The 23,531-nt window shown below is 68.8% G+C and carries 21 protein-coding genes; 4 read left to right on the top strand and 17 right to left on the bottom strand.

Annotated elements, in window-relative coordinates; all coding sequences use genetic code 11:
- Positions 1 to 27: 27 nt before the first annotated feature.
- The 3 genes from HWX07_RS21420 to HWX07_RS21430 are packed head-to-tail and all read right to left on the bottom strand — an operon-like array spanning position 28 to position 4,561.
- The gene (locus HWX07_RS21420) at positions 28 to 1,173 is read right to left on the bottom strand and encodes an acyl-CoA dehydrogenase (RefSeq protein WP_175877580.1); all 1,146 of its coding nucleotides are present in this window, start codon (positions 1,171 to 1,173) and stop codon (positions 28 to 30) included.
- Positions 1,174 to 1,187: 14 nt separating this feature from the next.
- Positions 1,188 to 2,396: an acyl-CoA dehydrogenase family protein gene (locus tag HWX07_RS21425; protein ID WP_175877581.1), complete on the bottom strand. Its 1,209-nt coding sequence runs from the start codon at positions 2,394 to 2,396 to the stop codon at positions 1,188 to 1,190.
- A gap of 29 nt (positions 2,397 to 2,425) precedes the next feature.
- Positions 2,426 to 4,561, bottom strand: a complete 2,136-nt coding sequence (locus tag HWX07_RS21430) for a 3-hydroxyacyl-CoA dehydrogenase NAD-binding domain-containing protein (RefSeq protein ID WP_175877582.1) — start codon at positions 4,559 to 4,561, stop codon at positions 2,426 to 2,428.
- 261 nt (positions 4,562 to 4,822) lie between these two features.
- Here HWX07_RS21430 and HWX07_RS21435 point away from each other — a divergent pair, with 261 nt between their 5' ends.
- The 3 genes from HWX07_RS21435 (at position 4,823) to HWX07_RS21445 (ending at position 9,948) form a co-directional block, all read left to right on the top strand.
- The gene (locus HWX07_RS21435; protein WP_175877583.1) at positions 4,823 to 5,785 is read left to right on the top strand and encodes a LysR family transcriptional regulator; all 963 of its coding nucleotides are present in this window, start codon (positions 4,823 to 4,825) and stop codon (positions 5,783 to 5,785) included.
- A 95-nt stretch (positions 5,786 to 5,880) separates the two neighbouring features.
- On the top strand, positions 5,881 to 7,755 hold the full coding sequence (gene ggt, locus HWX07_RS21440; protein WP_175877584.1) for a gamma-glutamyltransferase: 1,875 nt from the start codon (positions 5,881 to 5,883) through the stop codon (positions 7,753 to 7,755).
- A gap of 363 nt (positions 7,756 to 8,118) precedes the next feature.
- Positions 8,119 to 9,948 (top strand): YadA family autotransporter adhesin, encoded by a 1,830-nt coding sequence (locus tag HWX07_RS21445; RefSeq protein ID WP_175877585.1) that lies wholly within the window; start codon positions 8,119 to 8,121, stop codon positions 9,946 to 9,948.
- Positions 9,949 to 10,074: 126 nt separating this feature from the next.
- Here the strand turns inward: HWX07_RS21445 and HWX07_RS21450 are convergent, their stop codons facing one another.
- The 6 genes from HWX07_RS21450 to HWX07_RS21475 form a co-directional block, all read right to left on the bottom strand.
- Complete coding sequence (locus HWX07_RS21450; protein ID WP_175877801.1) at positions 10,075 to 11,040, bottom strand: ABC transporter permease subunit; 966 nt, start codon at positions 11,038 to 11,040, stop codon at positions 10,075 to 10,077.
- Positions 11,040 to 11,837, bottom strand: coding sequence for an ABC transporter ATP-binding protein (locus HWX07_RS21455; protein WP_175877586.1), 798 nt, complete (start codon positions 11,835 to 11,837; stop codon positions 11,040 to 11,042). Before HWX07_RS21455 ends, HWX07_RS21450 begins: the two co-directional genes overlap by 1 nt.
- A gap of 47 nt (positions 11,838 to 11,884) precedes the next feature.
- A complete protein-coding gene (gene tauA, locus HWX07_RS21460) occupies positions 11,885 to 12,901 on the bottom strand; it encodes a taurine ABC transporter substrate-binding protein (protein ID WP_175877587.1) in 1,017 nt (338 codons plus the stop codon).
- Positions 12,902 to 13,158: 257 nt separating this feature from the next.
- Positions 13,159 to 14,151, bottom strand: a complete 993-nt coding sequence (lipA, locus tag HWX07_RS21465; RefSeq protein WP_006477693.1) for a lipoyl synthase — start codon at positions 14,149 to 14,151, stop codon at positions 13,159 to 13,161.
- A complete protein-coding gene (gene lipB, locus HWX07_RS21470) occupies positions 14,144 to 14,890 on the bottom strand; it encodes a lipoyl(octanoyl) transferase LipB (RefSeq protein ID WP_175877588.1) in 747 nt (248 codons plus the stop codon). Before lipB ends, lipA begins: the two co-directional genes overlap by 8 nt.
- A gap of 84 nt (positions 14,891 to 14,974) precedes the next feature.
- Positions 14,975 to 15,301, bottom strand: coding sequence for a DUF2917 domain-containing protein (locus tag HWX07_RS21475; protein ID WP_175877589.1), 327 nt, complete (start codon positions 15,299 to 15,301; stop codon positions 14,975 to 14,977).
- Positions 15,302 to 15,403: 102 nt separating this feature from the next.
- Between HWX07_RS21475 and HWX07_RS21480 the strand changes: the two genes are divergently transcribed.
- The gene (locus HWX07_RS21480; protein ID WP_006485238.1) at positions 15,404 to 16,393 is read left to right on the top strand and encodes a transcriptional regulator GcvA; all 990 of its coding nucleotides are present in this window, start codon (positions 15,404 to 15,406) and stop codon (positions 16,391 to 16,393) included.
- A 22-nt stretch (positions 16,394 to 16,415) separates the two neighbouring features.
- Here HWX07_RS21480 and HWX07_RS21485 read toward each other — a convergent pair whose 3' ends face one another.
- From HWX07_RS21485 to HWX07_RS21520, 8 genes are all read right to left on the bottom strand, one after another.
- Positions 16,416 to 16,724 (bottom strand): YbeD family protein, encoded by a 309-nt coding sequence (locus tag HWX07_RS21485; protein ID WP_011546305.1) that lies wholly within the window; start codon positions 16,722 to 16,724, stop codon positions 16,416 to 16,418.
- Complete coding sequence (locus HWX07_RS21490) at positions 16,724 to 17,650, bottom strand: D-amino acid aminotransferase (RefSeq protein ID WP_175877590.1); 927 nt, start codon at positions 17,648 to 17,650, stop codon at positions 16,724 to 16,726. The genes HWX07_RS21485 and HWX07_RS21490 overlap by 1 nt, the downstream gene beginning before the upstream one ends.
- Positions 17,651 to 17,698: 48 nt before the next feature.
- Complete coding sequence (locus HWX07_RS21495; RefSeq protein ID WP_175877591.1) at positions 17,699 to 19,009, bottom strand: D-alanyl-D-alanine carboxypeptidase family protein; 1,311 nt, start codon at positions 19,007 to 19,009, stop codon at positions 17,699 to 17,701.
- 548 nt (positions 19,010 to 19,557) lie between these two features.
- On the bottom strand, positions 19,558 to 20,202 hold the full coding sequence (locus HWX07_RS21500; protein ID WP_175877592.1) for an alpha/beta hydrolase: 645 nt from the start codon (positions 20,200 to 20,202) through the stop codon (positions 19,558 to 19,560).
- A gap of 13 nt (positions 20,203 to 20,215) precedes the next feature.
- On the bottom strand, positions 20,216 to 20,533 hold the full coding sequence (locus HWX07_RS21505) for a (2Fe-2S) ferredoxin domain-containing protein (RefSeq protein ID WP_175877593.1): 318 nt from the start codon (positions 20,531 to 20,533) through the stop codon (positions 20,216 to 20,218).
- Positions 20,534 to 20,687: 154 nt separating this feature from the next.
- On the bottom strand, positions 20,688 to 21,839 hold the full coding sequence (locus HWX07_RS21510) for a VanZ family protein (protein WP_124623968.1): 1,152 nt from the start codon (positions 21,837 to 21,839) through the stop codon (positions 20,688 to 20,690).
- 31 nt (positions 21,840 to 21,870) lie between these two features.
- The gene (locus tag HWX07_RS21515; RefSeq protein WP_175877594.1) at positions 21,871 to 22,494 is read right to left on the bottom strand and encodes an ABC-type transport auxiliary lipoprotein family protein; all 624 of its coding nucleotides are present in this window, start codon (positions 22,492 to 22,494) and stop codon (positions 21,871 to 21,873) included.
- 105 nt (positions 22,495 to 22,599) lie between these two features.
- Positions 22,600 to 23,529 (bottom strand): MlaD family protein, encoded by a 930-nt coding sequence (locus HWX07_RS21520; RefSeq protein ID WP_175877595.1) that lies wholly within the window; start codon positions 23,527 to 23,529, stop codon positions 22,600 to 22,602.
- Positions 23,530 to 23,531: the final 2 nt, after the last annotated feature.

A 23,531-nucleotide genomic window follows, 5' to 3' on the forward strand; every position in this document is an offset into this window, starting at 1 on the left:
TGTCTCCTCCATTCGCGCCGTGCGCCCTTACTGCTTCGACAGCGCGATGTAGCGCGCGAGATGGTGATCCTCGTCGCCGAGCTGGTGATCGATCATCACGAGCCGCTTCGCGTAGTGCGACAGCGGCAGCTCCCACGTCATCCCGATCCCGCCGTGCAGCTGGATGCTTTCCTCGGCGACGAGCGTGCCGATCCGGCCGATGCTGTATTTCGCCGCGGCGAGCGCGCGCTCGCGCACCGCGCGCGGCGCATCGAGCTGCGCGGCCGCGTTGATCACGGCCGAGCGCGCCTGCTCGACCTCGAGCAGCAGGTCGGCCATCCGGTGCTGCAGCGCCTGGAAGCTGCCGATCGGCAAACCGAACTGCTTGCGCGTGCGCAGGTAGTCGAGCGTGTGCTCCTTCGCGACGTCCATCGCGCCGAGCGCTTCCGCCGACAGCGCGAGCAGCCCGTAGCCGAGCACGCGTTCGAGCAGTTCGGCGCCCGCTTCGCCGTCGAGCGCATCCGGTGCGCCGAGCGCGGCATCGGGCGGCAGCGCGACCCGCTCGAAGCGCACTTCGGCCGCGCGGCCGCCGTCGATCTTCCGGTAGTCGCGCAGCGACACGCCCGGCGCATCGGCCGGCACGACGAACAGGCCAATGCCGGCCGCGTCGTCGTCGCTGCCGGACACGCGCGCGCTGACGACGAAGAACGCCGCCTGCGCGGCCTGGTCGACGACGCCCTTCGCGCCCGTCAGCACCCAGCCTTCAGCCGTGCGCTCGGCGCGCGTGCGCACCGTCGTCAGTTCGTAGTGCGAGCCCGGTTCGTCGTGCGCGAACGCGGCGCTCGCGCTGCCGTCGATCAGCGCGGCGAGCCGCTCGCGATGCGCATCGCCGCCGGCGAGCGCGAGCGCACGGCCCGCGAGCAGCGCGCCGAGGAACGGCTCGACCACGAGCCCGCGCCCGAGGCATTCGAACACCACGGCGATGTCGAAACCCGCGCCGCCGAAGCCGCCGTCGGCTTCGGAAAACAGCGCGCCGACCGTGCCGAGCTCGGCGAAGCGCCGCCACATCGCGCGGTCGCACCCTTCGGCCGATTGCGCGATGCGCTCGCGCACCGGGAACGCGTACTGTTCGGCGATGAAGCGGTTCAACGTATCCGCCAGCATCCGGCGGTCTTCTGTGTGCTGGAAATCCATCGTCGCGTCCCTCGTTACAGCCCGAGCATCATCTTCGCGATGATGTTCTTCTGGATCTCGTTCGAGCCGCCGAAGATCGACAGCTTGCGGTTGTTGAAGTACTGCTGCGCGGCGCTCGCGGCTTCCTCCGGGCCGACCGGTTCGCCGTCGTAGCTCGCGTCGAGCGCGTCTTCAATGAACGGCTGCGCGTACGGCCCCATCGCGCGCCGCATCAGCGCGGTGATCTCCTGACGGATCTGCGTGCCGCGGATCTTCAGCATCGAGCTTTCCGCGCCCGGCACGCCGCCGCCCGCGACCGCGGCCAGCACGCGCAGGTTGGTCGTGCGCATGTTTTCCAGTTCGATCTCGACGCGGGCGAGCCGCGCCGCGAAGAACGGATCGTCGGCCAGCGGCCGGCCGTTTTTCGTGACCTTCGCGGCCACCGCGCGCAGCCGGTCGAGGGCGGCGGTCGAGAAGCCGATCCCCGCGATGTTGGTGCGCTCGTACGTGAGCAGGTATTTCGCGTAGGTCCAGCCGCGGTTCTCTTCGCCGACCAGGTTCTCGACCGGCACGCGCACGTCGGTGAAGAACACCTCGTTCACCTCATGCTCGCCGTCGAGCGTGATGATCGGGCGCACTTCGACGCCCGGCGTGTTCATGTCGATCAGCAGGAAGCTGATGCCCTCCTGCTTGCGCACGTCGGTCGCGGTGCGCACGAGGCAGAAGATCATGTTCGCGTAGTGGCCGAGCGTGGTCCACGTCTTCTGGCCGTTCACGACATAGTGAGCGCCCTGCGCATCCACACGCCGCACCGCGCTCGTCTTCACCGCCGCGAGATCGGAGCCGGCGCCCGGCTCCGAATAGCCCTGGCACCACCAGTCGGTGCCGTCGAGAATGCGCGGCAGCCAATGGCGCTTCTGCGCTTCGTTGCCGTACTTGATCAGCACGGGGCCGAGCATGTTCACGCCGAACGGCACGATGCGCGGGGCGCCGGCGAGCGCGCATTCGTTGTCGAACAGGAACTTCTGCGTGACGCTCCAGCCGGGGCCGCCGTATTCGCGCGGCCAGTGGCTCGCGAGCCAGCCGCGCGCATTCAGGATCGCGTGCCATTCGCGCATGTCGTCGCGCGTCAGGTGCAGGCCGCCCTTCACCTTGCGCGCGATGCGCTCGGGCAGTTCGGCTTGCAGGAAGCGCTGCACTTCGGTGCGAAACGCTTCCTCTTCGGGAGTGAAATCGAGGTCCATCGTGGGTCCGTTGCGAATGCGGTGGGTGTTCAGTCGATGCGGTTCAGGCTCGCGAAATCCGCGCCGCGCGCGACGAGATCGACGAGCAGCGGCGACGGCTTCCAGAACAGCGGATCTTCGTTCGCGAACGCGCGGATATCGGCGAGCACGTTCGCGAGGCCGACCGTGTCCGCGTAGTGCATCGGGCCGCCGCGATAGCGCGGGAAGCCGTAGCCGTACAGGAACACCGCGTCGACGTCGAGCGGGCGCAGCGCGATCTTCTCGTGCACGACGTTCGCGCCTTCGTTGATCATCGCGGCGAGGTAGCGGCGCAGGATTTCTTCGTCGGTGAACGTGCGCGGCGTGATGCCCTTCTTCGCGCGTTCTTCGGCGACGATCGCTTCGACTTCCGGGTCGGGCGTGCCGACGCGCGCGCCGTCCGGGTACAGGTAGTAGCCGCGGCCGGTCTTCTGCCCGAACCAGCCGCGCTCGCACAGCCGGTCCGAAATCTCCACGTAGCGTGCGTTCGGATCGCGCGTCGCCGCGCGGCGCTTGCGGGTCGCCCAGCCGATGTCGCCGCCCGCGAGGTCGACCACCTGGAACGGGCCCATCGGGAAGCCGAACCCGCGCACCGCGCGATCGATCTGGTACGGCGACGCGCCGTCTTCCATCAGGTAGTCGGCCGCCGTCCGGTAGACGGCGAGGATCCGGTTGCCGATGAAGCCGTCGCACACGCCCGCGCGCACCGGCGTCTTCTTCAGTTGCTTGGCCAGCGCGAACGCGGTCGCGACGACGTCCGGGCTCACGCGCGCCGGCACGACGATCTCCAGCAGCTTCATCACGTTGGCCGGCGAGAAGAAATGCAGGCCGATCACGTCGCCCGGCCGGTCGATGCTCGCGGCGAGTGCGTCGATGTCGAGATACGACGTGTTGGTCGCGAGCACCGCGCCCGGCTTGCACACGCGGGCGAGTTCGGCGAACACGGCCTGCTTCACGGCCATGTCCTCGAACACGGCTTCGATCACGACGTCGGCCTGCGCGAGCGCGTCGTACGACGTGCTGCCCTTGAAGCGCGCGAGCCGCGCCGCGTGCGCGGCCGGCGTCATCCGCCCTTTCGCGACGAGGCCGTCGTACACCTTCTCGACGTGCGCCCGGCCGCGCGCGAGCGATGCTTCGTCGCGCTCGATCATCGTCACCGGCAGCCCGGCGTCGAGCGCCGCGACCGCGATGCCCGCGCCCATCGTGCCGCCGCCGACCACGCCGATCCGCTCGACCGGCCGCGGGCTCGCGCGCCGCGCCTCGGGCGCCTTCGCCGCTTCGCGTTCCGCGAAGAACGCATGCACGAGGCCCGCGCGCTGCGGGCTGTCGAGGCATTGCAGGAACAGGCTGCGTTCAACCTTCATCCCCGCATCGAACGACTGCGTGAGCGCGGCCTCGACCGCGTCGACGATCTTCGCCGGCGAGAACAGGCCGCGCGATTTCTTCGGCAATTCCGCTCGCGCCGCGTCGATCGCGGCCTGCGCGGCCGCGCGGTCGGCCAGCCCCTGCGCGTCGCGCGTGCGGCGCACCGGCGCGCCGAGCGACACGAGTTCCTGCGCATAGGCGAGCCCTTCGGCGAGCGTGTCGTCGCTGTGCGCGATGCGATCGACGAGGCCGAGCGCGAGCGCTTCCTCCGCGCTCGCATGGCGACCCGTCAGCATCAGGTCGAGCGCGGCCTTCGCGCCGATCAGGCGCGGCGCACGCTGCGTGCCGCCCGCGCCGGGCAGCAGGCCGAGCGTCACTTCAGGCAGCCCGAGCTTCGCGCCGGGCACCGCGAGCCGGTAATGCGCGGCCAGCGCGACTTCGAGGCCACCGCCGAGCGTCGCGCCGTGCAGCGCGACCACGATCGGCTTGGTACCCGATTCGATCCGCTCGCACACGTCGGGCAGCGACGGCGGTACAGGCGGCTTGCCGAATTCGCGGATGTCGGCACCCGCGATGAAGTTGCGGCCGGCGCCGACGATCAGCACCGCGCGGATCGCGTCGTCGGCCTGCGCGGCGTCGATCGCATCGGCAAGGCCGCGCCGCACGTCGGCGGACAGTGCGTTGACGGGCGGATGGTCGATCGTGACGACGAGCACCTTGTCGCGTCGTTCGCGCGTGACCGTGTCGGCCGTCGGGCTGGCGGGGGAAGCGGTGGAATTCATCGTGTCTCCAGTGGTGCGGTGCGCCGGGCGGCACGAACCGGTCGGGGCCGGCAGCAGCGCCGGTGCGCGAGCCGGTTCGGGCGGCGCGGGAAACGGTCCGGCGTGGTCGCCGGGCATGACTCGATTCTCGATTGATCGAGATTCATTGACAATTCCCGCACGCCTTTACAAGCTGTCAAGTCTGACTTGACACTGAATGCTTTCGGACCGTTTCGGATCCGCTTCGGATCGTTAAACGGGACGGATCAGGAGATACCCCGCATGGACCTGAACGCGCTGACGCTGCTCGTCGAGATCCTCGACGCCGGCAATCTCAGCAAGGCCGCGCAGCGGCTCAAGATGAGCCGGGCGAACGTCAGCTACCGGCTGAACCAGCTCGAGCGCTCGATCGGCCAGCAGCTCGTGCGGCGCACGACGCGGCGCATGGAGCCGACCGAGATCGGGCTGAAGCTGTACGAGCACGGCCGGCGCATCCGCAACGAGCTGCTCGCCGCGCAGGAATCGGTGACGACGCTCGGCCAGGACCTGCAGGGTCGCGTGCGGCTGTCGGTGCCGAGCGGCTACGGGCAGATCGTGATGTCCGACTGGCTGCTCGCGTTCAAGCGACGGCATCCGGGCATCGTGCTCGACGTGGTGTTCGAGAATCGCGTGGAAGACCTGATGCGCGACGAAGTCGACATCGCGATCCGCGTGATGTCCGAGCCGCCGCAGAACCTGGTCGCGCGCGACATGGGCGCGGTGCGCTACGTCGCATGCGCGTCGCCCGCGTTCGCGGCCGCGCACGGGATGCCCGCGAGCCTCGGCGCGCTGGCCGCGGCGCCGGTCGTCACCGCGACGGTGCTGGGCCGGCAGTTGCGGATCGCCGCGTATCTCGGCGACGAACGCCACGAGGTGCTGCTCGAACCGACGCTGATTTCGGAGAACTTCCTGTTCCTGCGCCAGGCGATTCTCGCGGGGATCGGCGTCGGCATCGTGCCCGACTACGTGATGCAGGACGACCTGCGGCACGGCACCGTCGTCACGTCGCTCGATGCGTACCGGCTCAGCATCTTCGGTACCCACATGTACATGCTGTACATGCCGAACCGCCACCACACGCGCGCGACTTCCACGTTCATAGAGTTCATCCTCGAACAGGCCGGAAAGACCGGCCGGGGCGGGCCCGGCGGGATGCGTCAGGGTTTCCTGTCGGATGACAAGCCGCCGGGCACGCGGCGACAATAGCGCGCCGGGGCGGGCCGCACCGTTGCGCCCGCACCGACGCCAACGTCAACATCAACGCCGCCGCCTCCTTCGAATTCACTGCTGCCGAGGGTTCAATGTTCGACCGGATTCGTCCGCATTCGCGTCCCTGGACACTGCTCGCCGCCGTCGCGTTCGTCGCGTTGAACGCCAGCTGCACGTCCCCGTCCGCGCCGTCGGGCGCCGTCGTCCCGGTCGCCGCCGCGTCGGGCGCGGCCGTTCCGCTGCCCGGCGTTCACGCGCCCGAACTGTCGTCCGGCTGGACCGACAAGCCGGGCTGGACCTCGCAGCACTTCATGATCGCGGCCGCGAACCCGCTCGCGACGCAAGCCGGCTACGACATGCTGAAGGCCGGCGGCACCGCGATCGACGCGGCCATCGCGACGCAAATGGTGCTCGCGCTCGTCGAGCCGCAATCGTCGGGCATCGGCGGCGGCGCGTTCATGCTGTACTTCGACGGCAAGACGACGCAGGCGTACGACGGCCGCGAAACCGCGCCGGCCGCCGCGACCGAGCGCCTCTTCTACGGGCCGACCGGCCAGCCGATGAGCTTCTACGAAGGTGTCGTCGGCGGGCGCTCGGTCGGCACGCCGGGCGTGCTGCGCATGCTCGACGCCGCGCACCGCGCGCACGGCAAGCTGCCGTGGCGCCGGCTGTTCCAGCCGGCCATCCGGCTCGCCGAGCGCGGCTTCACGATCAGCCCGCGGCTCGCGATGCTGATCGCGAACGACAAGTACCTGAAGAACGACCCGGCCGCCCGCGCCTACTTCTACAACGCGGACGGCACGCCGAAGGCCGCCGGCACGGTGCTGAAGAACCCGGCGCTCGCGACCGTGCTGCGCCAGGTCGCCGACCGCGGCGCGAACGCGTTCTATGGCGGCGCGATCGCGCGCGACATCGTGACGAAGGTGCGCAAGCACCCGACCAATCCGGGGCTGCTGTCGCTGCAGGATCTCGCGCGCTACAAGGCCAAGGTGCGCGCGCCGCTGTGCGCCGACTACCGGCGCTCGGTCGTGTGCGGGATGCCGCCGCCGTCGTCGGGCGGCCTCGCGATCGCGCAGATGCTCGGCATCCTCGAAGCGATGCCCGACTGGCAGCAGATCGGCGCGCAGAAGCCGGTGCGCAACGAGCTCGGCTATGAGCCGACGCCTTTCGCCGCGCACCTGTTCAGCGAAGCCGGCCGCCTCGCGTATGCGGACCGTGCGCGCTACGTGGCCGATCCCGATTTCGTGCCGCTGCCGGGCGGCAACTGGGCGAGCCTCACCGACAAGACCTATCTCGCGCAGCGCGCGCGGCTGATCGGCGACACCAGCATGGGCGTCGCGCAGGCCGGCACGCCGCAGGGCGCGACGCTCGCGCTGGCCGACGATCGCAGCCCCGAATTGCCGTCGACCTCCGACATCGCGATCGTCGACCGCTACGGCCAGGCGCTGTCGATGACGACCAGCATCGAGGATGCGTTCGGCTCGCGGCTGATGGTGCGCGGCTTCATGCTGAACAACCAGCTCACCGATTTCTCGTTCGCGTCGAACGACAACGGCCGGCCGGTCGCGAACCGCGTGCAGCCGGGCAAGCGACCGCGCTCGGCGATGTCGCCGGAACTCGTGTTCGACAAGAAGACGAAGCAGGTGACGATGATCGTCGGTTCGGCCGGCGGCCCCGCGATCATCAATCACGTGACGAAGACGCTGGTCGGCGTGCTCGACTGGGGGATGACGATGCAGCAGGCGATCGCGCTGCCGAACTTCGGGTCGATGAACGGGCCGACGCAGCTCGAGCGCGGCCGCGTATCGGACGCGCTCGCGGACGGGCTGAAGGGCCGCGGGCACGACGTGCGGATCGTCGAGATGAACTCGGGGCTGCAGGGGATCCAGCGGCTGAACGTGCAGGGGCAGACGGTGTGGTTCGGCGGGGCCGATCCGCGGCGGGAAGGAGTGGCGATGGGGGAATGAGGGCGGACGACGGCCGTCCGTGGTGGTGTGCGCGAATCGGCGCGCACCGCCTCCCTGTCGTCTCTCCGTTCGCGCGCCGTCCGTGGCCGCGCGCTGCGTGAGCGCTCCGATCCCCCATCCCGGCATTCACGCCGCCCCCGCCATCGCGCAACCGTAGCGTGTCCCATCCGCGCCAAATCAATTTCGTACCAGTCTGATCGACGGCGCCTGCGTCCATCCGTATAGTCGCTCGCTCATGTCGGGGCTACGTGATCGGTGGTTTGCCGCTCACGAGCAACAACACCTCGCCCCGCGCCTTTCGACCAAGCCACGTATGCGTCACCCGGCTGCGTCATACATCGTATTGATCAGGACTGCGATTAAATGTCACGTACCTCCGTCCCACCTTCCCGAACCGCGCGCGTCCGCTCGCATACTTCATCCAGACTGCAACCCACGCCGTCCATCCGCCTGTCGGCGCTCGCGTTCGCCATCGTCGCGCTCGCGCCGTGCTACGGCCATGCCGCCGACCTGATTTTGAACAATCTGGTGGTCAACGAAGGCACGGGTGGCACGACCACCGCGTCCGGTGCCGGCTCGATCGCAATCGGAACGGGCGCAAAGGCGAATGGCGAGACCGGCGGGGATTACTCGGCGATCGCGATCGGCGCGAAAGCCGAGGCGAACGGGCGCTCCACCATTGCCATCGGCGAAGGGGCGAATGTCCGGGGCGACCGCTCGAGCGCATTCGGCGTGTCGTCGTCCGTCGTGGGCGACCGCTCAAGCGCATTCGGCTCCTCATCGAGCGTCCAGGCGGTCCGCGGCATCGCGCTCGGCGCGGATTCGAAGGTCACCGCCAACGGCGCGGTTGCGCTCGGCCAGGGTAGCGTCGCCGACCGCGCGAACACCGTATCGATCGGCGATACGGGCAGCGAACGCCAGCTCGTGAATCTTCGCGCCGGCACGCGCGACACCGACGCCACCAACCTGTCGCAGCTGAAGCCCGTCGTCGCCGCGCTCGGCGGCGATGCGGCCGTCAACGCCGACGGAACCGTGCGCGGCCCGACCTACACGGTCGACGGACAATCGTTCAACAACGTCGGCGGTGCGCTGACCCAACTCGACGGACGCGTCACGACAATCGACGGCCGTGTCAGCACCGTCGAAAACAACGTGACGTCGATCCGCAACGACGTCACCGATCTCGGCACGCGGCTCGACAACGGCACGACCGGCCTCGTCCGGCAGGATCCGGCGAATCTCGCGATCTCGATCGGCGCAGACAAGGGCGGCACGTCGGTCAGCGTCGCCGGCGCGAGCGGCACACGCACGCTGACCGGCCTGTCGAACGGCGTGGGCGATACCGACGCCGTGACGATCGCGCAGTTGAAGGCTACCGGGCTCGTCGACCCGGAAGGCAAGCCGCTCAGCGCGCTCGTGTACGACGATCTGTCGCTCGGTCGCGCAACGCTTGGCGGCGTGGGCGGCACGCTGCTGGACAACGTGCGGGCCGGTGCGATCGTCGCGGGTGGCATGCAGGCCGTGAACGGCGGGCAGCTCTTCACGATGCAGCAGCAGTTCGACAATCGTTTCGATTCGCTGGACACGCGTCTGTCGAACATCGAGAAGAACGGCCCGAGCATCAATCCGCCGACGGGCGACCATGGCAATCAGCTCGCGCAACTCGGCGACGGCTCCGGTGCGACCGGCTCGAACTCGATGGCGCTCGGCCAGAACTCGACCGCATCCGGTAACGGCAGTCTCGCGATCGGCAACAACGCGACCGCCTCGGGCCAGAATTCGGTTGCACTCGGCAACGACTCCGTTGCCGATCGCGACAACACGGTGTCCGTCGGCGCGCCGGGACACGAGCGGCAGATCACCAACGTGGCGGCCGGCACCGCGCCGACCGATGCCGTGAACGTGCAGCAACTGAACGACCACATCGGCAGTGTTCGATCCGACATGGATCATTACCGGCGCGACGCGAGCGGCGGCATTGCGTCGGCGGTGGCGATCGCGAACTTGCCGCAGGCGTCGCTGGCGGGCGAAAGCATGGTCGCGATCGCCGGCGGCACCTACAGCGGACAATCGGCCGTCGCGTTCGGCGTGTCGACCGCCACGCGCAACGGGCGCTGGGTGATCAAGGCGTCCGGGTCGACCAATACTCGCGGCACGGTCGCGGTGGGCGCCGGCGCAGGCTATCGCTTTTAACTCGCCACGGCGACACCCTCCGCGTTAGACCGTTAAACGACAGGGGCCGAGGTTCGATCGATACGAACCCGGCCCCTTTGCTTTCTCGATACGGGCACCAGCCCGCGTCCATGCAGCCCGTACGGCCTACCCCCGCCCCTTCCACGGCACCACCCGCCGCTCGACCCACCGCATCGCCAGATCGAACAGCCACGCGATCGCGCCGATGATCAGGATGCCCATCACGACGATATCGGTGCGCAGGAAGCTCGACGCGTTGAGCACCATCTGCCCGAGCCCGGCCGTCGCGGCGACCATCTCGGCCGCGACGAGCGTCGTCCAGCCGAACCCGATCGCGATCCGCAGCCCCGTGAGGATCTCCGGCAGCGCGGCCGGCAGCACCACGTGGCGCACGATCTGCGCGAAACTCCCGCCGAGCGAATACGCGGCGTTGATCTGCTCGACGGTTGCCGCACGCACGCCGGCGCGCGCCGCCATCGCGATCGGCGCGAAGCACGCGAGAAAGATCACGACGAGCTTCGCCGTCTCGTCGATGCCGAACCAGATCACGACGAGCGGCAGGTACGCGAGCGGCGGCAGCGGCCGGTAGAACTCCAGCAGCGGATCGAGCACGCCGCGGGCGATGCGGCTCACGCCCATCAGGATGCCGGCCGGCACGCCGATCGCGGTGGCGAGCGCGAACGCGCCGAACACGCGCGCGGCGCTCCACAACAGATGTTCGGACAACGGCAAGCCGCCCTGGATGCGGCCGTGCCATGCGTCGACGAACGCGGTCCACACTGCTTCCGGTGCGGGCAGGAACAGCGGCGGCAGCCACTGGAAATGCGTCGCGACCCACCAGAGCACCGCCAGCACCGCGACCGTCGCGGCGCTCAGCGCGGCCGTCTTTCCTTGCCCCGGCAAACGGTAACGATGTGATGTCCGGGCGGGACGCACCGCATGGCGCTGTTGCGCCGCGCGCGCATCCCGTTCGGAGTCGGCGGCCGTTCGATCGGCCGCCCAGGAATCCTGCGTGCTCATGTCGTCCTGCCTGTGCAATGTACTGATCCGGCCGCGCCCCACGGACGCACCCTGCCGCGCGAACTCGTGCATCACGCGGGCTCCGCGACCGCCTCGTCGCGATGCAGGTACGCGATCAGCCGCTCGCGCCACCCGATGAAATCCGGCGACGACTTCACCGCACGCGCATCGCGCGATTCGACGTAGCGGCGCGCGAACGGCAGCTCGAAGGTTTCGGCAATGCGGCCGGGGCCCGGCGTCATCACGACGAGACGCGTGGCGAGGAACAGCGCTTCCTCGACGTCGTGCGTGATGAAGAACACCGTCTTGCCGGTGCGCGCCCACACGTCGAGCACGAGTGCTTGCATCGTGCCGCGCGTCATCGCGTCGAGCGCGCCCATCGGCTCGTCCATCAGCAGCACGCGCGGGTCGCTCGCGAGCGCACGCGCGATGCCGACGCGCTGCTGCATCCCGCCGGAGAGTTCATACACGCGCGCATGCGCATGGCGCTCGAGACCGACGAGTGCGAGCATTTCTCGCGCGCGTGCTTCGCGTTCGGCCTTCGACACGCGCGCGAAGCGCAGCCCGAGCGCGACGTTGTCGAGCACGTCGAGCCACGGCAGCAACGCGTATTTCTGGAACACGACGCCGCGATCCGCGCCGGGGCCCGCGACCGGCACGCCGTCGACACACACGTCGCCGGTCGTCGGCGCGACGAAGCCGGCCATGCAGTTCAGCAGCGTGGTCTTGCCGCATCCGGACGCACCGAGCGCGACGACGAATTCACCGGCATCGATGCGCAGGTCGACCTGCGCGAGCGCCTGCGTCGTCGGCCTGCCGCGCTCGCCCGGGTAGGCAACCGATACCTGGCGAACTTCCAGCGTGCTCATGATCGAAGGGCTCCGCGATGAGTGGTGAGTCGGCTGAATCGCCGCGCTCAGCGCGCGGCCTTCTGCACGAACTGCGGATCGACGCCGGCCGAATAGTCGGACAGCACCGTCTGGATCGTGCCTTGCGATTTGAGGAACGTGGCCGTGGCCGCGAGCGACTTCGCGGCGCCCGACTGCGCGCCGCCGCCGAGCCACGTCGGCGACGCCTGCTCGGCCGCCGTCGGGAATGCGTAGAGCGCGAGGCTGGCCGGCACGTCCTGCGCGTTCGCGCCGGACACCTTCGCGACCGCCGCGACCTGCGGCGAGCCGACCTTCCACGCCGCCGCATGCGCGCGGTAGTCCGCGTCTGCCGATGCGAGCACCTTCACGAAGCGCGTGACGAACTCGGGGTTCTCGCGCGCGAACTTGCGGCTCACGACGAAGCCGTCGAAGGTCGCCTTGCCACTTTCTTTCGCAACCTGGCCGGACGTCGTCAGCACGGTGCCCGACTGCTTGACCTTCGCGAGCACCGGATCCCAGATATAGGTTGCGTCGATGTCGCCGCGCGTCCATGCGGCGGCGACTTCGGGCGGGCGCAGGTTGACGATTTTCACGTCGTTCGGATTGACGCCCGCGGCCTGCAGCGCGACGAGCGTATGGAAGTGCGACGTCGACACGAACGGCACGCCGATCTTCTTGCCCTTGAGCGCGGCGATGCTGGTCACGCCCGAGCCGTTGCGCGCGACGAGCGCCTCGGCGTGGTTGATGTTGTCGAGCACCCAGAACAGCGAGATGTCGAGCCCTTGCGACAGGCCGGCCGCGATCGGGCTCGAGCCCGCTTCGCCAAGCTGCACGGAACCCGACGCGAGCGCGCGGATTACGTCGGCGCCGCTGTCGAGCTTGCGGAACGTGACCTTGTAGCCGGTCGCCTTTTCGACTTCACCGCTCGCCTGCGCGTAGCGCCACGGCACGACCATGTCCTGATACGCGATCACGACTTCGCGCGATTCGGCGTGCGCCGCGCCGAGCGCGGCAAAGGCGGTCAGCGCGACGACGGCGCGGCGGATGAAGCTGAAACGGGACATGCGGCTCTCCTTCGGAATGCGGGCATTGCTGCGGGAGAGCCGACTTTACGGGCTTTGCGCGCGGCGGGAGCGAACTTATCCTGCGAAGCTATCGACGCCGTTTCAGCTTTGCTTTCCATGCTGAAATGGATCACCCGTCCGGTCCGGCGACGATTGCCGTGCGCATGCGCGGATAACCGCCGCGCCAACGAAAAAGCCCGCATCGCTGCGGGCTTTCGGGACTGCGGGACTTCAGCAGACGGAGACGAACGCGGTGCTCAGACCACCCCAGCCCCATGCGCCTGCAGATCGGCGTGATAGCTGGAGCGCACCATCGCGCCGACGGCCGCGTGCGTGAAGCCCATCTTGTACGCCTCTTCCTCGTACATCTTGAACGTATCCGGATGCACGTACGCACGCACCGGCAGGTGGTGCTCGGACGGCTGCAGGTACTGGCCGATCGTCAGCATGTCGACGTCGTGCGCGCGCAGGTCGCGCATCACCTGCAGGATTTCCTCTTCCGTCTCGCCGAGGCCGACCATCAGGCCCGACTTCGTCGCGACGTCCGGATGCAGCGCCTTGAAGTCCTTCAGGAGCTTCAGCGAGTGCGCATAGTCCGAACCCGGGCGCGCTTCCTTGTACAGGCGCGGCACCGTTTCGAGGTTGTGGTTCATCACGTCGGGCGGCGCGGCGTTCAGGATCGAGATCGCGCGGTCGAGACGGCCGCGGAAGTCCGGCGTCAGGATTTCGATGCGCGTGTCCGGCGACTGCGCACGCGTTTCGCGGATGCACTCGACGAAGTGGGCGGCGCCGCCGTCGCGCAGGTCGTCGCGGTCGACGCTCGTGATCACCACGTACTTGAGCTTGAGCGCCGCGATCGTGCGCGCGAGGTTCTTCGGTTCATCCGCGTCGAGCGGATCGGGCCGGCCGTGACCGACGTCGCAGAACGGGCAGCGGCGCGTGCACTTGTCGCCCATGATCATGAACGTCGCGGTGCCCTTGCCGAAGCATTCGCCGATGTTCGGGCAGCTCGCTTCCTCGCACACGGTGTGCAGGTTGTGCTCGCGCAGGATCGTCTTGATCTCGTTGAAGCGCGAGCTGCCGGTGGCCGCCTTCACGCGGATCCACTCGGGCTTCTTCAGCTTTTCGATCGGAATGACCTTGATCGGGATGCGCGCCGTCTTCGCCTGCGCCTTCTGCTTGGCGGTCGGATCGTAGGCAGGGGTCGCGGCCGTATCGGCCGGTGCGGGAGAAGCGGTAACGTCAGTCATTCGATTGTTCCAGTGCGTGCGGCTTGTCGGCGGCCGCGGATGCGCCGTCGAGGTTGGCGATCAGACGGCCCACCAGCGTGTGGGCGACGTCGTTCCAGTCGGCGGCAACCTCGAGGCTCGCCATGTCGACGGTTTCCAGTCCGGCATAGCCGCACGGGTTGATCGCAAGAAACGGGCGCAGATCCATCTTCACGTTCAGGCTCAGCCCGTGATAGCTGCAGCCGTTGCGGATCTTCAGGCCGAGGGCCGCGATCTTCGCGCCCTCGTGCACGCCGGACGCCACGTAGATCCCGGGCGCGCCCGCCTTGCGGACCGAAGCGAGATTATACGCCGCGAGGGTTTCGATCACGGCCTCCTCGATCTTCGTCACGAGCGTGCGCACCATCAGCTTGCGCCGGCGCAAGTCCAGCAGCAGGTAGACGACGATCTGGCCGGGGCCGTGGTAAGTGATTTGTCCGCCGCGGTCGACCTTCACGAGCGGCACGCCGCTGTCGGCCACCAGCAGGTGCGCCGGGTCGCCGGCCTGGCCGAGCGTGTAGACGGGCGGATGCTCGACCACCCAGATTTCGTCGCCGGTGTCGGCCGTGCGCGTGTCGGTGAACGCGCGCATCGCGTCGAAGCTCGCCTCGTACGCCTCGCGGCCCCGCCACCGCACGGTGACCGGCTGATCCGGGGCTCCGGCGGGCGATGCGGAAACGGCGACAGGCGTGGACACGATGGAAACCGGCGAAACGGACATGGGCGGTAGTTTACCGAAAACCCGTGGGTCTCGCCGGCCTGGGAAGGGGGACGGATCGCCGGTATCCGTCGGATGAAATGATGGTCAGACCGTGCGCCAGCCGTCGTGGAACAGCGCGCTCACGCGTTCGCGCAGCCGGGTCAGGCCGCCCAGCGCGACTTCCCGCGGCGGCCGCGACACCGAGAACGCGACGCACGCGCCCTCGCGGCCTTCCGCGCTGAGCCACAGCCGCTCGCCGCGGCGCAGCTTCAGCGTCTCGCCGTCGACCAGGAAGTAGTCGTCCACGTCGTTGCTGCGCGTCGCCCAGATCGGCCCGCACTGGACGACCAGCCGCGTGCTGCGCTGCACCTTCATCGGCACGGTCTCGCCCGGGGGAATTTCAAAGGTGATGCTTGAAGAGATTTCTTGCATGATCGACTCCGCCAAAAAGTGCTTCGATGGCTACAATCGTAGTCACTCAAAGGTGTCCGACCAAACGACCAATTTTCACGTCGATGTGAGGAAAATTAGCAAATGGACCTCCGCCAGCTCCCGGCGCTGAACGCGATTCGCGCGTTCGAAGCCGCCGCCCGCCACGAGAACTTCTCGCGCGCCGCCGACGAGCTGTTCGTCACGCACGGCGCCGTCAGCCATCAGGTGCGCGCGCTCGAGGAAGAGCTCGGCGTGCAGCTGTTCACGCGCAACGGCAAGCGGCTGTGCCTGACCGACGCCGGCATGCGCTACGCGCAGCAGATCCGCACCGCGCTGATGGTGATCGCCGACGCGACGCGCGACGTGCGCGCGAGCGACCGCGACCGGCGGCTGGTGGTGTCGATGCTGTCGTCGTTCGCCGCGCGCTTCATCACGCCGCGCATCGGCACGTTCATCGAGCGGCACCCGGAAATCGACGTCGAGCTGCAGTCGACCAACTCGCTGACCGATTTCGCGCGCGACGACGTCGATCTCGCGATCCGCTTCGGCTTCGGCAGCTATCCGGGGCTGCACGTGGAGCCGCTGTTCGAGGAGGTGTTCTTTCCGGCATGCGCGCCGACGCTGAACGGCGGCAAGCTGCCGCAGACGCCCGCCGATCTCGTGCACTACCCGCTGCTGCGCTCGGACGACGAGCTGTGGCGGCCGTGGTTCGACGCGGCCGGGCTCGATACGCTGACCGAGCCGAAACGGGGAATTCTGTACCAGGATTCGTCGAACCTGCTGCTGGCCGCGATCGAGGGCCAGGGCATCGCGCTGGTGCGCCGCTCGCTCGCGGTGCACGACCTGCTCGACGGGCGCATCGTGCGCCTGTTCGACATCGACGGGCCGAGCCCGTGGCACTATTTTTTCGTGTGCCCGCCGCCGCTGCTCAACACGCCGCGCGTGCAGGCGTTCCGGACCTGGCTGTTCGAGGAAGTGGCCGAATACAAGCGGCTGTGCGACGAGCTGGACGCGCGGCGCGCGGCGGGGAAATGCCCCGCCGAGTGCGCGCTGGAGGGAGGATGGAAAGGGATCAGCGGCCGTTTGCGCTGATCCCGGACGCCGGAACGAGCGCTTAAAGGACGACCTTGACCATCGGATGGCCGGTCAGCGCGCGGTAGATGTTGTCGAGCTGTTCCTGACTCGTCGCGCGCACGGTGATCGTGAGGCCCGTGTAGTTGCCGCCGCTCGACGCGCGCTCCTCGATCTTCTCGACGTCGATCTCGTTGTCGTGAACGGCCACGACCTTGAAGATCGTGTCCTTGAATTCGGGGTGCGCCTTGCCCATGATCTTGATCGGGAAATCGCACGGAAACTCCAGCAGCGACTCCTTCCGGGTCTCGATCGCACCGGTCACCTCGACGGTTTTGGTCGGTTCGCTCATCATTTTCTCCGGGTCAGGTCAAACTGTTCAAATTCGCGTGCCTTCGCACGCTGGTACGCGTCATACAGCGCCGCGAACACGGGGCCCGGCTTGCCGCCCTGCACGGGCAGATCGTCGAGCGACGTCACAGGCAGGATTTCCTTGGTGGCCGACGTCAGCATGATCTCGTCGGCCGAGCGCAGCTCGACCTCGCTGATCTCGCGCGCGACGAACCGGATCCCGCACTCTTCGGCCAGCTGTTCGACCAGCGCGTAGCGGATCCCTTCGAGGATCTTGTTGCTGCGCGGCGGGGCGAACAGTTCGCCGTTCTTCACGATCCATACGTTCGACGACGAGCCTTCGGTCACGTTGTCGTCGCGCAGCTGGATCGTCTCGAACGCGTCGCGTTCGGCCGCATGCTGCGCCATCAACACGTTGCCGAGCAGCGAGATCGACTTGATGTCGCAATGCAGCCAGCGGCGATCCTCGGCCGTCACGCAGCGCACGCCCTTCGCGCGCTCCGCTTCCGACGGCAGGCGCAGCGGGCTCGTCATCGCGAACACCGTCGGCACCGCGTTCGCCGGGAACGCGTGGCCGCGCTTCGCGACGCCGCGCGTCACCTGCAGGTAGACGAGCGCGTTGCCGTCGGCGAGGCCTTCGGCGTTCGCCGCGACGACCCGCTCGATCAGCGCGCGCCAGCCGGCCGCATCGTGCGGATCGTCGATGCCGATCTTCTTCAGGCTGCGCGCGAGCCGCTCCAGATGCTGTTCGATCCGGAACGGCACGTGCGCGCCGTCGTGCGCATAGACGGGCACGACTTCATACACGCCGTCGCCGAAAATGAACCCGCGGTCGAGCACCGGTACACGGGCTTCGGACAGCGGCACCAGTTCCTCCTGCGACGACACGCTGAGGTAGACGATCGGTTCGAATTCGGCTTGGCTCATAGCTATGACAGATGGGGATGAAGTCGTGAAAACAAAGGCCCGTCGTGCTTACTTCTTCTTGCTGAACATCAGCAGGATCGAGTCCCAGATACGTCCGAAGATACCCGCTTCCGGCACGGCCTGCAGCGCGACGACCGGGAATTCGGACAGCGTCTTGCCGTCGGCGACGATCTTCACGGTGCCGACCTGCTGGCCTTCGGCGAGCGGCGCGATCAGCGGCGCGTTGACGTCGACTTCGGTCTTGACCTTGTCGCCGAGGCCGCGCGGCACGGTCGCCCACTGGTCGCCCTTCACGCCGACCTGCACGGTATTGTCCTTGCCCTTGTAGATGCGCGGCGTCGAGATCGCCTGGCCGCCCTTGAACAGGCGCACCGAATCGAACGCGCTGTAGCCGTAGTTCAGCATCTTCATGCTGTCCTGCGTACGATCGCTTTCCTTCTGCTCGCCCATCATCACCGACACCAGGCGGCGCTGGCCGTCGACGCCCGGGATCGCGCGCTTCGCCGACGCGATCAGGCAGTAGCCGGCCGCCTGCGTATGGCCCGTCTTCAGGCCGTCGACCGTCGGGTCGAGCCACAGCAGACGGTTGCGGTTGCCCTGGCGGATGTTGTTGTACTTGAATTCCTTCTCCGAGAAGATGCCGTAGTACTGCGGAAAATCGCGGATCAGGTGGGCCGACAGCTTCGCGAGGTCGCCGGCCGTCGTGTAGTGGTTCGGGTCGGGCATGCCGTTCACGTCGGCGAAGTGCGTGCCCTTCATGCCGAGGCGCGCCGCCTCGTCGTTCATCAGCGTGACGAACTGCCCTTCGCTGCCGCCGACGAGCTCGGCCAGCGCGATCGCGGCATCGTTACCCGACTGGATGATCATCCCGTACACGAGGTCGTGCACGGACACCGGCTTGTTCGCCTCGATGAACATGCGCGACTCGTCGCGGCCGACGCGGCGCACCGCGTCGCTCGGCGTGACGATCTGCTCCATCGAGATCTTCTTCTTGTCGAGCGCCTCGAACACGAGGTAGGCCGTCATCAGCTTCGTCAGCGACGCCGGCTCGACGCGTTCGTCCGCATTGCCCGACGCGAGCACCGTGTTGCTCGTCGCGTCGACGAGCACCCACGAGCGCGCGTTCACGCCCGGCGGCGGCACCGCGCCCGGCATGTAGGTCGCGGGCGCGCCGGTGGACTGCTCGGCGGCTGGCGCCGCATGCGCGGCCTTGGCCTTGGCGGCCGGCTTCGCCTCGGCGACGACGATCGTCGAGGCGAGCGCGACGGGCAGCATCACGCCGAGCGCGACGTTGCGCGCGGCGGTGCCGAAGGCGATGGAGGAAGCGAGGGACTTGAGGCCTTGGGAAGACAGACGCATGATCGATTCAGGCTGATGGCAGAAAGTGCGGTGCGAGACGCGCAGGGTTGAACGGCAAGGCGGCGGGCGTCTCGGGCACTCGCCCGACACCGTCGGGCGACGCGAAACGCGCCGGTTGGACTCGTGCGGGCGCGTTCGGTTCGCGGCCGTCGCGAGCGGGCGGACAGGCGGCGAAACGAGCGCCGCATGGGCCCAGCCGGGCCGCGGGCAACGCGAAATGCGGCCATTATACGTGGCCGCGAACGGCGTTTTCGCGAACCTGGCGGCGGACACCCGCATACCGGATGCGAGAGCATGGCACGGGCATGCAGCGGACACGCGTGCTCGAAGCCGCGCGAAAGGCGTGCGCAGGCCGCGTGCAAGTCGGGTTGCGCCGCCATGCGGCAGGCGGCGCGTCGTGCGGGGCGGCGCGATGTCGCATGAAGTTTCGGGAAGGGTCGCGCCTCAGCCGGCCGGGCGCCGGTGCGCGGTGCGGTGGCCGACGCTCACGCCGGCCACCGCATGCAGGCCAAGGCCTGTTCACGCCAGTAACGAGCGTGCGCTGGCCCCTAGCGCCACGCGTCGACGATGATGCGCTTCAGCACGTGCAGCTTGCGATGGAGGAAATGCTCGGCGCCGGGGATCACGACGACCGGCAGCTCCTGCGGCCGCGCCCAGTCGTACACCGACGCGATCGGCACCGTGTCGTCGGTTTCGCCGTGGATCACGAGCGTGTTCTCGGGCACGTCGGCCACTTGCCAGCGGCTCGCGGCCGTGCCGACGAACACCATCCGCTCGATCGTCTCGCCCGCGTCGAGCAGCCGCTTGGCGACGTGCGACAGCACGAAGGTGCCGAACGAGAAGCCCGCGAGCACGAGCGGCAGGTCCGCATACGCGGGCTGCGCGCGCATGTGCGCGAGCACCGCGAGCAGGTCGTCGGCTTCGCCCGTGCCGTTGTCGTGCACGCCCTCGGTCGCGCCGACGCCACGGAAGTTCGACCGGTACACGACGTAGTTCAACTGCACGAGCGTGCGCGCGAGCGTTTGCGCGACCTTGTTGTCCATCGTGCCGCCGAACAGCGGATGCGGATGCGCGACGAGCGCGATGCCGCGCGGCGCGGCGCCGCCTTCGCGCACGGCGTCGGGCAGGTCGACCGCGATTTCGATCTGGCCGACCGGGCCCGCGATCAGCGATTTCTGCGTATGAACGTTCATTCGGCCGGCCCGCTCAGATCTTCAGGCGGTCGACGACCTTGCCGTCGCGCAGGTGCGACTCGACGATCTCGTCGATGTCGGCCTGATCGACGTACGTGTACCACGTGCCTTGCGGATACACGACCATCACCGGCCCTTCCTCGCAGCGGTCGAGGCAGCCGGCCTTGTTGATGCGCACCTTGCCGGGCCCCGCGAGACCGAGTTCCTTCACACGCTTTTTCGCGTATTCCTGCATGGTCTGTGCATCGCATTGCGCGCAGCTCGGGCGTTCGGCGCCCGGATCGCGCTGGTTCAGACAGAAGAAGACGTGGTGCTGATAGTAGGAATCCATGATGGTGACGAGCGGCCCGGCACGAGGCCGTGCGCAAAGAGGGGCGATGGATTGCCGTTGCGCGAGGCGGCAACGGAGGATGCGGACGATTATAGCGACCGGCGCACGCGGCTGCCCGCGGCACGGCCGCCGCCGCACGGCTGCGGCTGCCGCGTCAGCGGCGCAGCGCGGCCGGCAGCCACGCGTGTTCTACGCGCTGGCCGAGCCAGATCAGCGCCGCGTAGGGCCAGATCCATGCGAGCCAGCGCGCGATGCTGTTGAAGTGCACGTAGCGGCCCTGCCGCCAGCCCGACAGCGTGAAGTCGAAGAACGGGTTGACCGGCAGCAGGTTCACCAGCGCGACACCGGCCAGCAGCGCGAGCGCCGCGAGCAGCGCACGCCACGTCGCCGGCACGCGCAATGCGACGAGCGCCGCCGCGAAACCAAGCTCGATGCCGAGCCGCGCGCCGGGTGTGGCCCATACGACGACGAGGCCGGTGGCCGACTGCATGAACGTCGCGGCCGCCTTCAGCACGAGCGTGGCGACCACCAGCGCGATCAGCAGCCGGATGCGCGGCGCGCGCGGACGCATCGCGAGCGACGCGATCGCCAGCGCGGCGAACAGCATCAGCCCGCCGAGCACGGCTTCCCACGCGGAATCGGACAGCCAGCCGTCGACCCGCTCGGGCCATTCGCTGACGTGCCACGCGGCCGGCAGCCACGCGAGCAGCGCGTCCTGCATCGACGCGTCGGCGCGCTCCCACAGCGCGGCCGGCCAGTCGCCGATGCCGAACAGGAACGGCGACGGAAACACGATCGCGAACGGCCACAGCGCGGCGAGCAGCAGCGGCGTCGAACCGTCGGGCTCCAGCCACGCGAAGCGCAGCCGGCGCAGCGCGCCGCGGTCGAGCAGCGCGCCGGTGGCCGGCGCCGCGAGCGCCGCGCCCAGCAGCGCGCCGAGCGCGTTGGCGCCGAGATCGAGATTCGACGCGACGCGCGTCGGCAGGTAGGTCTGCAGCGCCTCCATCGTCCCCGACAGCAGCACGCCGAGCCCGCCCGCGATCAGCGTCGCGGCCACGCCGCGCCAGCGCGGATGCAGCGCGAGCACGCCGAGCGCGCCGAACGGCAGATAGCCGAGCACGTTCGTGACCACGTCGAATGCGGTCACATAGCGCTGCATCGGCGCGAACAGGTAATCGAACGGGCCGATGCCGAGCGACACCCAGCCTTCGAACGGATACAGCGACGCATAGACGATCAGCGCCGCGTACGCGGCAAACGCCTGCCGCGCGAGCGGCGACGCGCGATGCGTGCCGGGCACGTTCATCGCGGATGCAATCGCGGCGGCACGTCGGGCGTCACGGCGTGCCCGCGTACGCCTGCACGCCGACCCACGCGGCGATCTGCGACACGAGTTCGTCGCTGGCCGCCGCGAGCGCACGCGCGCCGCCGGCGGCGTCGGGCGTGCTCGACGGCGCGCGCGCGACGAACGTGCGCTGGCCGAGCACCTTGCCGTCGAGCATCAGCGTCGCGCGCGCGGTGACCGCGCCGTGGCTTTGCGACTGCCCGTCGAAGACCTGCTCGAATTCGCTCAGGTCGACCTTCAGCGTCGGCGCGCGCACGCCGTCGGCGCCTTCGAGCACCGTGCCGCGCGACGACAGCGCGCCGCGCAGCCGCTGCGTGAGCAGTTGCGCGGGCGGCGCGGTCCAGCGGCTGTCGCGATAGACGGCTACGTGCTGCGCATCCGCGTACGCGAGGCGGTACGCGAACTTGTCCGAATCGAGCGCGTCGGGCGCGGCGACGTCGAGCACCTTCAGCGCGGGGCCCGAACCGGTGGTCGTCACCGACGAGGCAGGCCCGAGGTCGTAGCGGATGTTCGACAGCACCGCGTCGTTGCCGGCACAGCCGGCGGCCAGCGCGAGCGTCAGCATGGCGAGCGCGGCCGCGGCCGGGCGCAGCGCGCGGTCAAGGATTCGTGGCATGGCGTATTCCTGCATGAGGTTTCCGGTTTCGATGGGCGTCCTGTCCGACCGTTCCCGGCCGGACGATCGATCAACTGCTGCGGGGTGTCCCGTATGTCCCGGGCGTCACTTCCCGGCCGTCGCGCCGGGCCAGACGAAGCCCGCTTCGCCGGGCCCCGGCGCCGCGCCGGGCGAACCGAACAACAGACTGCGCGGGTTGCGGCCGAGTTCACCGGCGACGTCCTTCAATTGCCGCGACGCGTCGCCGACGCTGTCGGCCAGCGCATTGAAGCGCGGCAGCGTGTCGTACTGCACGCGCGCGTTGAGGCCATTCAGCGCGACGCCGATCTGCTCGGCGGCCGTGCCGGCCTTGTTCAGGTTCGACACGAGCGGCCCGTTCGGCTGCAGCAGCGTGTTCGCCGACGCCATCGCGCGGTTCACCTCGTGCATCGTTTCCGGCAGCGCGGTGACCGCCGGTCCGAGCTGCTTCGTCAGCGTCGCGGCGCCGTCGGCCGCGTGCTGCAGGCTTTCGGCAGTCGCGCGCAACTGCTCGCGCATCTCGGGCGACATCAGCGCGTTCGCGCTCTTCGCGGCCAGTTCGAGTTGCCGCAACAGCACGTCGCCGCGCTCCTGGATCTGGTCGAACAGGCTCGGCCGCATCGGGATCTGCGCGATCGCCTTCGGCGACGACGGCAGCGGCGCCAGATCGCGCCCCGTATCCTCCAGCTGCACGAACGCGATACCCGTCACGCCCTGGAAGCCGAGGCTGCCGTACGTCGACTGCGTGATCGGCGCATCGTGATCGACGAGGATGCGGATTCGGATCTGGCCCGGATGCGTGCGATCGAAGCCGATCGACTGCACCTTGCCTACGTCGAGGCCGCGAAAGCGCACCGCCGCATCCGGGAACAGCCCCGTCACGTTGGTGCGCGCGAGCAGGTCGTACGGCACGCGCACGGTGCGGTCGACGTTGAACCAGAACACGGTGCCCGCGATCGCGAGCGTCAGCGCGATCGTGAACAGGCCGGCCCAGAACGCATGTGATTTGTTTTCCATTC

The sequence above is a fragment of the Burkholderia sp. BCC0097 genome (genome assembly GCF_902832985.1).
Lineage (GTDB): Bacteria > Pseudomonadota > Gammaproteobacteria > Burkholderiales > Burkholderiaceae > Burkholderia > Burkholderia orbicola.